Annotated in this window: 9 protein-coding genes and 1 pseudogene; all 10 read left to right on the top strand. The window is 66.6% G+C overall.

Annotation, left to right across the window (positions count from 1 at the left end):
* Positions 1-22: 22 nt before the first annotated feature.
* The 10 genes and pseudogenes from AB0I72_RS17650 (at position 23) to AB0I72_RS17605 (ending at position 11,559) form a co-directional block, all read left to right on the top strand.
* Positions 23-631 (top strand): DUF6518 family protein, encoded by a 609-nt coding sequence (locus AB0I72_RS17650; RefSeq protein WP_358569363.1) that lies wholly within the window; start codon positions 23-25, stop codon positions 629-631.
* A gap of 282 nt (positions 632-913) precedes the next feature.
* The gene (locus tag AB0I72_RS17645) at positions 914-1,180 is read left to right on the top strand and encodes a hypothetical protein (protein ID WP_358569360.1); all 267 of its coding nucleotides are present in this window, start codon (positions 914-916) and stop codon (positions 1,178-1,180) included.
* Entirely contained in the window at positions 1,177-2,214 is a 1,038-nt protein-coding gene (locus AB0I72_RS17640) for a site-specific integrase (protein WP_358569357.1), read from the top strand. The genes AB0I72_RS17645 and AB0I72_RS17640 overlap by 4 nt, the downstream gene beginning before the upstream one ends.
* A gap of 271 nt (positions 2,215-2,485) precedes the next feature.
* Positions 2,486-4,174, top strand: coding sequence for a hypothetical protein (locus tag AB0I72_RS17635; RefSeq protein ID WP_358569354.1), 1,689 nt, complete (start codon positions 2,486-2,488; stop codon positions 4,172-4,174).
* A 358-nt stretch (positions 4,175-4,532) separates the two neighbouring features.
* Positions 4,533-5,231, top strand: coding sequence for an SMI1/KNR4 family protein (locus AB0I72_RS17630; RefSeq protein ID WP_358569351.1), 699 nt, complete (start codon positions 4,533-4,535; stop codon positions 5,229-5,231).
* An 847-nt stretch (positions 5,232-6,078) separates the two neighbouring features.
* Entirely contained in the window at positions 6,079-7,605 is a 1,527-nt protein-coding gene (locus tag AB0I72_RS17625; RefSeq protein ID WP_358569348.1) for a PQQ-binding-like beta-propeller repeat protein, read from the top strand.
* A 550-nt stretch (positions 7,606-8,155) separates the two neighbouring features.
* Positions 8,156-9,328: pseudogene (locus AB0I72_RS17620) on the top strand (IS256 family transposase); the annotation flags it as partial.
* Between the two features lie 305 nt (positions 9,329-9,633).
* Positions 9,634-10,230: an N-terminal phage integrase SAM-like domain-containing protein gene (locus AB0I72_RS17615; RefSeq protein WP_358569345.1), complete on the top strand. Its 597-nt coding sequence runs from the start codon at positions 9,634-9,636 to the stop codon at positions 10,228-10,230.
* Positions 10,190-10,744: a site-specific integrase gene (locus tag AB0I72_RS17610; protein ID WP_358569342.1), complete on the top strand. Its 555-nt coding sequence runs from the start codon at positions 10,190-10,192 to the stop codon at positions 10,742-10,744. Before AB0I72_RS17615 ends, AB0I72_RS17610 begins: the two co-directional genes overlap by 41 nt.
* 662 nt (positions 10,745-11,406) lie before the next feature.
* Complete coding sequence (locus tag AB0I72_RS17605) at positions 11,407-11,559, top strand: hypothetical protein (RefSeq protein WP_358569339.1); 153 nt, start codon at positions 11,407-11,409, stop codon at positions 11,557-11,559.
* Positions 11,560-11,614 lie beyond the last annotated feature (55 nt).

Genomic DNA, 11,614 nt, shown 5'->3' with positions numbered 1-11,614 from the left:
CCGGGACTTCCTGGATCGGCGTGTGGGGTTGTTTCTGTCCCTGCTGGTGGGCTTCGGGTGCGGTGTACTTGGCGTGTTCGTCGACGGCCTCAACTCCGAGGGGCTGCCGTTCCTGGAATGGTCCGTTGGGCTCTACGTCACGCCGCCGGTGCTCCTTGGATGGATGGCGGTCCGTCCCTGGTTGGCAACCGTTGCTGGTTCGATCACGTGCTTGTCCGCCGTCGTTGGGCACCTGGTAGCAGTCCGCTTGGCGGTCGACGACTACAACGTGTTGGTGTACGGGGCTTGGACCCTTGTAGCGCTTATCACGGGCACGATACTGGGATTCCTTGGAAACAGGATCCGGTCGCCTACCACTTCTGTCAGGGCCTGGTCCGCGGGTTTTCCCCTAGGCCTGATGGCAGTTTTCCTGTTGATGTGTGTCCAGGCTCAGGCGGAGACCGGGGGGAGGGCCGTCCACATGGGCGTGTTCCTTCTGGAGGGGGTCCTGGCAGTGTTCGTCTTGACGTTGTGCCGTGGGTGGGCGGCCCGTGGCGCGGCGCTGGTGTGCGCGGTCGCACTCGTCATCCCGTTCATTTTTGTTCTGATCGGCGTATTCATGCTTGTGTGGTTCGCCAGCGGCGATTACTGACGAGTTGATGCGGGATGTGTGCGGGGATCGCCTCCCAGAGCCCGCCTTCTCTGACCGCCAATGCTTGGGTTGAGACTGGGCTCGGGGGTGACGGTGATGTCCGGGTCTGGCGCGGTGTACAAGTGATGCGGGTGCCGCGCCACTGGTGTCGGTGAGCGGGCGTGTCCGGGGCTGAGGCGGCGGGGGCACGGGAGTTGGTACTTCACGGTCGATCTGGGACATCTGCCGGGGGAGCGGTGTCGGGTGCGTCGTGGTGGGTTCGCCTCCCGGGAGGCCGCACGCATGGCCTTGCGCCGAGCCCAGGGCATCGAAGCAGTCGAGACGGATCCGGCGGTGCGGACGGTGGCCGAGTGGCTCCGGTACTGGTCGGACGCTCGGACCCGGTTGCGTCCGCGCACCCGGAACGGGTACGCCGAGCACATCGACCGCTTCCTCAACCCGTGTCTGGGCGGTGTGTTGTTGGACGAGCTGACTCCCGGCCGGGTGCAGGAGGTGTTCGATGCGATCTCCCACCACACCACAGCCGGAGGAGTTCTCCTTTCCTGGTGACGGTGCAGCGGGTGCGGGCCACGCTGAGGGCGGCGTTGAACACCGCGGTACGCGAGCATCTGCTCCCTTCGAATCCCGCTCAGGGGTTGCGGTTGGAGCCCGGGGCGGGTGCGCGGCCGGTGGTGTGGACCGACCAGGCCGTGGCCGAGTGGCGCCATGGCGGGGTGCGGCCTGCGGTGGCGGTGTGGACGGTGGAGCAGACCCGCCTGTTCCTGGACTTCGTCTTGGATCATCGGTTGTACGCGTTGTTCCACCTGGTGGGGTTGACGGGGCTGTGTCGCGGTGAGGTCGTGGGCTTGCGGTGGGAGGACCTCGACCTGATCAGGGGCACGGTCCGTATCGCGCGTCAGCTTCAGTCCAACCGGGGTGGGTTGGTGGAGTTGTCGCCCAAGAGCGCGGCGAGCCGCCGCATGGTGGCCTTGGACCACACCACGACCGGGGTGCTGCGCCGTCACCAGTGGCACCAACAGCAGGAGGGCGAGGAAAGCGGGCAGGAGTGGAATCCGCGCGAGTTCGTGTTCACCGGGACGCGTGGAGGCCCGTTGGCTCCGGAGCGTGTGTCGCGCCTGTTCCGCGAGTTGAACACGGAGAGTGGGCTACCGCCGGTGCGCTTGCACGATCTACGGCACGGGGCGGCGACGTTGGTGTTGGCGGCGGGTGTGGAGCTGAAAGTGGTACAGGCGATGCTGGGGCATGCGAGCATCGTGCTGACCGCGGACACCTACGCCAGTGTGCTGCCGGAGGTGGCTTGGGAGGCGGCGGAGCGGACGGCGTGGCTGGTGCTGCGTGATTCCGGGAGGGTTCGTCGGTGTGCGCGAGCACGTAGGGGGCGTCGGGGCTTGGGCCCACCCTGGACCCATCAGCACGGTGCCGAGCCTAAGCTGAGGCGCCGAATCCCGTCTGAACCGGGATTTTGCGGCGCACCCGGCAGGATTCGAACCTACGGTCATCGGATTAGAAGCGATTTTCACGTACCGTCACGTGTCGCTGCTTACCGTTTCATGGTGCCCCATCCGATCCATTGTGCCGTCTGAGTTCGTGTTGTGCCGCCTAGTGTCGTGCCAGTACGGAACTGAAGAGCACGAACGGAGCACGAAACGGCGGCTGGCGGCGTCCGATAGCACCTCGTGAGGTTCTCGTCGCGCGGCCGTTGGGCTGGGTCTGTGTTCGGCAACCTTGGGGTACTCCAGGTGCAGTCTCGTGGAACCCGATTTCACCCTCCTTGTTAGGCTTCCTCCTTGGTCGCTACCTGTGTCCCCCAGAAGGAAGTAGCCCGTGGAAACCTCTCCCACCCAATCTCGTTGGGTGTCCCTTCCCTGGTGGGTGCTGCGCCTGGCCACACCGTTCACTGTGTACTGGGCCCTGTCGCCCCTCGTGGTAGCGCCTGTGGCCATGGCGGCCACCGCCGTCGTCGCCCTGTTGTGTGTGCTGTTCCTGAGTCCGTTCGACCTCCCGTGGTGCCCGTTGCGCCTCCCGGGGATCGCACTGGTCTTGTGGGACCTGGTCATGCTGGCCGTTTTGATTGCCGCCTGGTTTCTCGCGGCCCCCGCGGACTGGGTCGGTCCGGTACTGGCCTCCGTCGCCGCGCTGACCCTGTTTCGGATCCCGGTCTGGGGCTGGCTGACTGACCACCCTTATCACCGTCTGGAATCGCGCGGGCGTCTGCGTTGGTTGGCCGCCGGTGTGGGTGTCCTACTCCTGGCGGGGCTGGTCACCCCTCTGAACCTTGCCCCGGCCCAGCGGGCTCTGGACTGCTTGCGTCCGTCCGCGACCAGCGGGGGCGGCTCCAGGTGGGAGGACGCGACCGCCCCGTCCGGAGACACCGACCCCGACCACCTGGTGGGACCGGCCCAATGGACCAGTCCGGAGGACGAGTACCTGGTCTCCGGGCACGGGGACACCGTCGTCGTCATGCCTCGCGGAGTTGAGGGGGGGTTCGCGGTACGCGCCGTCGCTGACGGTCGGGTCCTGTGGCACGTGGTTCCGGACCGACTCCGCTCGGCCCGCTCGGCCCTGTACGACGATCTGAGGCACACGCAGCACCTGGACCGTGTCCACCAGGTCGGCGGGACCGTGATCGCCGAGTACCGCGCCCCCGAAGGGTCAGGCTCCCGTGGACTCACCGTCGGCTACGAGGCGGCTACCGGTAACTTCAGCTGGTGTGGCCAGGGTCTCTGGGACGTGGTGTCCGATTCGTACGAACCCACGCGGTTCCTGGCCAGGGATTCCGACGACGGCCACCACTGGGGCCTGTACGACGCCGCCGACGCGCGTCTCATCACGCGACTGACTTTGGACGGCGAAGACACCGAATTCGACGCGATGGCCGCCCCGGACCGGGCACTCCTCGCTGACGGGCGCGCCAGCGTCTGGTCCGACCGCGGCTTTGCCAGTTACGCCGTGGACTCGGGCGACCTCCTGGCCGCCGTCCCCCTCCAGGAGGAGCGCCGTGTCAGCTCGCTCCTGCACGCTGACGGCATCACTGTGGTGGCCTTCGGTCGTCTGAGGGACGACGATACGAGAGAACAGCACGAGAAGTACAAGGTGACCGCCTACGGGCCGGACGGCTCCCAACTGTGGGACTCCGAGGGCACCGGACCCTTGGTCGAGGGGGAACCCGTCGTGGGCACCACCTTGGGTGACTGTGTGGACTGGAGGGCGAGAGCCTACGGGGTGCCGAGCCACCACGGGTTCGGCGGGTATTTCGTCGGCCTGGACAGTGAGACCTTCGAGCGAAGGGCTGCTGTGGTGCGTGCGTCGGACGGTGAGGTTGTCTCCATCATCGAGGACGAACTCTTCATGGCCAGTTGTTCCATGCGCCGGTACAGCCTCAACGGCCGCCTGCACCTCGATTCCGGGGCCGTGGTGGACGTCGACGGTGTCGTGACCAGACCGCACAACCCGAAGGCCGTCCCCTTGGCACGGGTCACCGCGAACGGTATCGCTGTTCAAGAGTTGGGTGCACCCTTGTTCACCTTCCATGCCCTGCCCTGAGCGGTACCGGTCTGAGCGGAGTCGCTCTGCATCCGAGGTTACGGGTATGCCGGGATCGTTTCCCTTCATTCCCGTGGCGCTCTTCCCGTACTTCGGAACAGAACCGGAGAGTCGTCAAGTTTATGATGGGTGATCATTTCACCACAGTCGCGGCGTATGTGTCCGCCGGGGCGGTAGGGCATCCCAGGCGGCGACGCTCTGCCCGGGCCGTGGCGCGAAGGACACGGGTACTGAGGGCGTGGGACAGGGCAACCGGGTTGGCGGTCGGTGACCCTGCCCGCGGCGTTCGGCCATCAACGGTTTTCGGGGTGGTCAAGGGACGGGTGGTTTTGTCGCGAGCGGCGGGCACACTGGGCGTGTGGCAAATGATGACGATGTGGTGTTCGAGGCCGTGCGTGCACGGGTGCTTTCCGGTGAGTACCTCGATCACCGGCTCGGCCTGTCGGGAGTCGACAGCGGTGGTGGGGTCCAGCGTCGTGCTGGCCGACGAGCGTGGCAGACGCAGACGGTGTATTTCAGAGGCACTCCGGAGTACGACACCGCCCTCGTCGCGGGGTGGCTTGAACCGTTGCCGCCGTTGGCGCCTGTCCCGGAGGAGGCGGTACGCGAGTGCGAGGAGCGCCTCGGCTGCCCTTTGCCGCCGCTGCTTCGACGCTGCTACCTCGAACTCGGTGACGGGGGCTTCGGCCCCGGCCACGGCCTGCTCCCACTGTGGGATTCGGAGTACGGCGACTCCGTCATGGACGCCGTCAAACGACAGGCGGAGTGGCCCGGGGGATGGCGGCCGATGGCGGGGTCGCTCCTGCCGCTCTGTGACTGGGGGTGCGGCATCGAGTCGCTGGTCGACTGTCGCAACCCGTCCGGCGGGATGTGGGCCATCGATCCCAACCCGGCGCCCGAGGACGACCCGGACGTGATGCTGTTCCCGGAGCGGTTCACCTTCACTGAATGGATGCGCCGGTGGGTCGAGGGCACACTCCAGCAACCGTGTCTCGTCCAGGACAAGGAGACGGGGCTCTGGCGGGGCGCCACCGACGCTGAACTCGGGGCTTGGTAGCGTTCGCCAGGTGCTGTGCCGATCGTTGTCGCACGGGTATCGACGAGTACTGTCGGTGCTGGTTCTCTTCAGGTGACGGTGTGCACCCGTGTACCTCCTGAGGCTCATGTGGTGAACCGGATCGCTGGCGTCCCTTGGTCTCCTGGAGTGGGTACGCGGGCTCCAGGAAGTCGGCTTGGTGACCGATCAGGCATCGCCGGGGCTGTGTGAGGACCTGGCGATCGCTCTCGAGTTCGGGGAGCCTCAGGTGTCGTGCCCTGGTCGTGATGGTGGTTGGGGTGTGTGTCGGGATCGTCTCCCGTCACTCCCGTGAACTGAGAAGTCGTCGATCTCGATCTCGCGGTGAACATCGACGCTGATGCAAGCGGTCCTGGTCCCCGATTGGCATCATGCTGACCGCGGGCACCGAATCCAGCTTGTTACTGCAGATTGCGCGGGAGGCGGCTGAGCGGACCGTATGGCTGGTGCTCGGGGGGCTCAGGCAGCCCCCTCAATAGCCCACACCCTTTAGGGCAGTCCGCGCCACGCATGGGGCATAGTGGACGCCCACGAGCGGAGATGAACGGTACGGAGGCTGAGAATGCGACTGGCTGCGCCGGCACGGACAGCCGTCTCGCTGTCCGGTGTTCTGTTGCTGGCACTCGGTGTGCTATGCGCGGCACTGGGCGTGACCCTCGCACGGGGACCGGCCGCCGTCGGGGCCACCCTTTTGTGGTCCATTGGCTCCTGGAGCGCCGCTGGGCTGGCCGGGGCGGCCCTGTACGTGTCCTGGCGGCGCGGTCGGCAGTGGCCCGATACCAAGACGAACGGTCTCCGAACCACTGTCCAGCTTTCCGCCGCCGTGCTCATGGCGGTCGCTGCCACATCCTCCGTCCGCCGGTACACGACCCTGGTCCTGCCCCCTCTGAGCGACCCCGGCCCTTTCCTCATCCTTGTAGGGTCCGCTCTGTTCGTGCTGGCGGGGATCGTGCTCGCCCTGGCCGGTCCGCCGACGGGGACGACCGCGCCGCAGGCTCCGGAGCGGTGGACGGTCGTCGGCGCAGCAGGTACGGCGCTCCTGTTGATGGTGGGAACGGGCGCGGGTGGCCTGGTGCTCGCCGAGCACCTAGTGGTGCACAGTACTGCAGACGCCTTACCGGCTCGCGCGCCGGAGGACGGCACAGTCAGCGAGCACGCCTGGACGTGGGAGTCTCCGGAGAATACGCGTGTCTTGGACGTGTGGACCACGGACACGGTCGGGATCGTACGACTGTCGGACGGCGTCGTCGCCCTGGACCCCCTCACCGGAGAGGAACGGTGGCGCTACCGCCGTCCCGAGGGTATCTCGGCCGATTCCTACCGTGACCCATCGACCACGGTCGGGGCTGACCTGTCCGCTGACCGGGAGCGCGTGTACCTCAGCCACCACGGAGACGGCCCGGAGCGGGGCTGGGCCGTGTTGGCGGCCTCCACCGGTGAGGTCCTCTTGTCCGGGGCCGACGAGTTGGCCGGATCCGAGTCCTCCCTGCTCCTAGCCCAGGCGATGGGGAGACTCTCCGAGGAGGAGGACGGTTACCTGAACCGCGACGGGGGAGAGAACGTCCTGGTGGGCTTCCAGAGCGCCGACGGCACCGAGCGCTGGGGCCACCCGGGGGAGGAAGGCTGTTTTCCCTCGCCAGACGGGCACCTGCGTCCCGACGAGGGGCAGGCCCTGGTGGCGGGGGGCACGGTGGTCCTGTCCTTGGCCTGCGGTGTGGGCCAGGACATGCACGGCCTCCTTCTGGGCATCGACACGGCCACTGGCGTGGAGGCGTGGCGGCGGGAGTATCCATGGTCGGTCTCTGACGCCGCGGGTCAGGACGAGCCGAGGTCGGCGTGGTTCGATGCCTCTGAGGACGGGTCTGCCGTGACGATGGAGTCCAACAGGTTGGTCGTCGACTCCGGGACCGGTGACGCGCTGTACGACGGGGGCGATCCCTTCCTGGACAGGGGCGCTGTGACCGGGTTCACCGACCGTTCGTACACGGGCTGGCGGTGCGCCGAGTCGGTGGCCGAGGATGAGCACTGCGCGTCCCTGCGCTACGAGGAGACGGACTGGTCCGGGCAAACCCTACGGTCAACTGGCGTCAACTATCGTGGTCAGGGCCTCTCCGCGCTGGGGGCTCTCGACTTGGACGACGCGGTGGTGCGCGTTGCCAGGGTGGACTGGGACTGGCGCGTCGACGTCTTGCCGTGGGATGGGTCGCGGCCAACAACGGTGCCCCTGGTCGGACTGGAGGGGCTCGATGACCGGCACTCCCTCGTGGACCTGGCGTTGCTGGCGGGGCCCGGGGCGGTCCTGGTGTACACGCCTTTCAACGATGGCGAGGGCGGTGTGGTCATGGGCGTCGTATGAGGTCGGCCAGTGAACCTGAAGGAAGGGTGGCCGCTGCCAGGGTGTCCACGGTGGGGGCGGTTCCGTGGTGAGAGTAATGGAGACCCGGACGTGCCGGGTTCGCCTCCCGTCACTCCCGTGCGTCGGCCAGTCGTTGGGTTCGGTCTCCGGGCAGGGGCACGCGTTGAAGGTGGAGCGGGCGGCGCTGGGTCCTGTCAGCATCGCGTTGACCGCGGACGCCTACACCAGCGTGCTGCCAGATGCGGCGGAGGGGACGGCGCGGCTGGTGCCATGCGACTCCGGCCAGACCAAGGGGCGGGGAGACCGGGGCATCCACAAGGGCCGGTTCCAACCTGCGGTCCCAGCAGAAGTAGGTAACTCCTGGTCACCGTCAAGTAGGGATGTGAACGGGTTTTGTGGCGTGCTCGGCGGGGTTCGAACCTGTGGCCGCCGGATGAGAAGGGACTGTAAAGATAAGGGTGTAACTCCAAGGGCGTAGGGGTTCACCATGAGTGACTAGACGCGGGTCAAGGCGGATACTGGCAGGTCGGACGAGGAACTCGCCCAAGAGCTGGTGGCCAAAGCCAAAGCCGAGGGCATCGACCTGGTCGGGGAGAACGGGCTGCTGTTCCGCCTGACCAAGACCACCCTGGAGAACGTCCTGCAAGCCGAGATGGACTCCCACCTGGGCTACGCCAAGCACGAACGCTCCACGAACGGGCACGGCAACGCTCGCAACGGGACCAGGTCCAAGACGGTCACCACCGAAGCCGGTCCGGTCCAGCTCGACGTGCCCCGCGACCGCGACGGCTCCTTCGAGCCCCAGGTCGTCAAGAAGAGGCAGCGGCGGCTGTCCGGGGTCAACGGCATCGTCTTATCCCTGTCGGCCCGCGGCCTGACCCACGGGGAGATCTGCGCCCACCTGGACGAGGTCTATGACGCCAACGTGTCCAAGCAGACGATCTCGGCCATCACCGAGGCTGCCATGGAGCGGATGACCGAGTGGCAGAACCGGCCCCTGGACCCGGTCTACCCGGTGCTGTTCGTCGACGCGATCAACGTCAAGATCCGTGACGGCCAGGTCGCCAACCGGCCCGTCTACGTGGTCCTGGGCGTCACGGCCGAGGGCGAGCGCGACATCCTGGGTCTGTGGGCCGGCGACGGGGGCGAGGGCGCCAAGTACTGGGCGCAGGTGTTCACCGAGCTGCGCAACCGCGGCGTGACGGACGTGCTGATGCTGGTGGCCGACGGGGGCAAGGGCATGGTCGAGGCGGTGGAGTCGGTGTGGCCGCGCACGGTGGTGCAGACCTGCATCGTCCACCTGCTGCGCAACAGCTTCCGGTATGCCTCCTACACCGACCGGCGCAAGGTCGCCGCTGGGTTGCGGCCGGTCTACACCGCCCTTACCGAGGAGGCGGCCCTGGAGCGGTTCGGTGAGTTCTGCGACGACTGGGGTGAGCTCTATCCGGCGATCGTGCGGTTGTGGGAGAGCGCGTGGGCGGAGATGGTGCCGTTCCTGGCCTTCGACGTGGAGATCCGGCGGATCGTCTGCACCACGAACGCGGTGGAGTCGATCAACGCCCGGATCCGGCGGGCGGTCAAGGCTCGGGGGCATTTCCCCAGCGAGCAGGCCGCGCTCAAGTGTGTCTATCCGGCGTTGATGGCGCTGGATCCGATGGGGGCGGGGCGCGCGAAGTGGACCAGTCGCTGGAAGCGGGCGTTGAACGCGTTCGATCTGGCTTTCGACGGCCGGTTGACCGCGACACGCCTCTGGCCAGCAGAGATAGTTACACACCTCAACTTGACAGACCCCGCCGTGAGGACGGGGCGTGGAACCCCCGCCATGGCGAGTGGGCCTTCCAACTTGAACTCCCCCGCACTGGCGAGGGGAAGCGGCGTCAGGCACGCCGGGGCGGACTGGCCTCCCAAGAAGAGGCCCAGGCCCAGCTCGATCACCTCAAGGCGCTGATCCGCCTGGCCGAGGACGAGCCCGAGATCGAGGCGCAGGTCGCCGACCTCATCCAGCAAGCCCTGCGGGCACGTCGTCCGTTGCCGGAGACGGTCGAGGTCAAACGCCGCATCGGGGCCGGGGCACGCACCCGCGAGAAGATCCCCGTCGTCGCCCAGTGGCTCAAGGAATGGTTGAACGGCAAACCCGACCTGGCACCCAAGACCCGGGCCTCGTACGAGGGGCACATCCGCAACCACCTCGTGCCGCACCTGGGGCCCACACGCCTGGACAAGCTCACGTCCTGGCAGGTGGAGGAGATGTTCGCCGCGATCGAGGAGAACAACCAGCGGATCCTGGAGTGCCGCGAGTCCGACAACGCGAAGGTGCGGGACTCGGTCAAGGGGCAGCGGGTCATCTCGCTGTCGACCAAGCACCGGATCAGGGCGACGTTGCGCAGCGCGTTCTCCGAAGCGGTGCGGCGTCCGGACCTGCCGGTTGCCGTCATGTCCGCGCAGCAAGCCGTTGGTGTGGACACCGGAGCGGGTGCGTCAGTGGCAGATCGACGGGGTGGTGCCGGGGGAGGTGATGGTGTGGACACCTCAGCAGACCATCACCTACCTGACCCACGCAGGCAAGTACCGGTGGTTGTTCCCGATGTTCCACCTCATCGCCGTCAAGGGGCTCCGGCGCGGTGAGGCGGTCGGGTTGCCCTGGTCCAACACCCGGTTGACCGATGGTCAGGTCGACATCCGTACCCAGGTCGTCACCTTGGGGTGGAAGACGATCACGACCACCCCGAAGAGCGCGGCCGGACGGAGGACCATCACTCTGGACTCCGGCACGGTGCGGGTACTCCGCTCGTGGAAGCGGTTCCAGAACGAAGCTCGCCTGCAGGCGGGGCAGGCGTGGGCGGACTCGGGGTTGGTGTTCACCCAGCCCGACGGGTCCGGGTGGCATCCGGGGGTGGTGACCCGCTGGATCAACCGGATCGTGAAAACAGCAGGGCTCCCGCCGGTCCACCTACACGGGCTCCGCCACGGGGCCGCCTCCCTCGCCCTGGCGGCGGGGGCGGACGTGAAGGTCGTCTCCACCGAGCTGGGCCACGCGACTACCCATTTCACCCAGGACACCTACCAGACAGTGTTCCCCGAGGTCGCCAAAGCGGCGGCTGAGGCGACAGCGGCCCTGCTCAGGCCCGTGCGCGCGTAGCTGTGGCGGGGTAGCCGGACTGGGGAGCACACCAGGAGCGAGAAAACGCCTCCGGCCCCGGGCTGCGCGGGAGACTCACCCGTGCTGGCCTGGGGTTTTCTCGTTCCCGGGGTTGTCATCCCATCGGATGGAAGGTCCCCTGGATTGAGCTGGACGCTGTAGTCAATTCGACGCCGCTTTCTTCTGAAATCGGGGGAGAAATCCCCAATCATGGTCGCCTGTCGGAAGATTCCTCGCAGGCGGAAAATATTCTCATGTGGGCAAGGTTGTGCCCTCGAGGAGATGGTTTCCCTGCCGTTGGACCGTGGAATGAACGTGGCGTACTTCTGTCAATGAGGCGTGGGATGCTAGGAGTCCGCATGCTCAAGAAGATCCCCAGTGCTTGCTGCCTTGATGGCTCTTGCTCTTCTTGCTTCGATGCCGCAAGCCCATGCTGCACATGCTTCACCAAGGACCACAGTCGAGAACTACTAAGCAGAGATCAACGAGGTCGAGTATCAGCCGTCGCAGGGCGCTCCCAGACTTGGGCGGCCTGCGGGGTGCGGGACGACAATCACAAGCTCGTCCGTAATTTCACCAAGAACGGAGGGCCGTCCGGACAATACGCCTACCTCAAATGCGGCTCACGAAACTGGGGATATCGACACATCAAGGACAGGCACATGGATGACTGGAACAACGTCGCCGTCCAGATCGGAGATAACTGGCGATCGTTTGCCGACTTTGCTATTGACCAGATTCTTATCGCGCCCGAGAGTGTCTCCTGCGAGGCTAAGAACGACACCTATGCTTTTGCGGCACCAGTGCAGATCTGAGACGATGACGCGAACATCGTCAGGACCTACCGACCTCTGGTCTCCGTGAGCAATG

Origin of the sequence: Nocardiopsis sp. NPDC049922, assembly GCF_040660275.1 — a bacterium.
GTDB lineage: Bacteria > Actinomycetota > Actinomycetes > Streptosporangiales > Streptosporangiaceae > Nocardiopsis.
Note: the sequence above shows the minus strand (reverse complement) of the source record. Positions and strands in the feature narration are given on the sequence as shown.

Excerpts from the sequence above, each read along its gene's own strand:
- AB0I72_RS17610 (WP_358569342.1), top strand. The coding sequence starts at position 10,190 with ATGTTCCACCTCATCGCCGTCAAGGGGCTCCGGCGCGGTGAGGCGGTC.
- AB0I72_RS17625 (WP_358569348.1), top strand. The coding sequence starts at position 6,079 with ATGGCGGTCGCTGCCACATCCTCCGTCCGCCGGTACACGACCCTGGTC.
- AB0I72_RS17605 (WP_358569339.1), top strand. The coding sequence starts at position 11,407 with ATGGATGACTGGAACAACGTCGCCGTCCAGATCGGAGATAACTGGCGA.
- AB0I72_RS17645 (WP_358569360.1), top strand. The coding sequence starts at position 914 with ATGGCCTTGCGCCGAGCCCAGGGCATCGAAGCAGTCGAGACGGATCCG.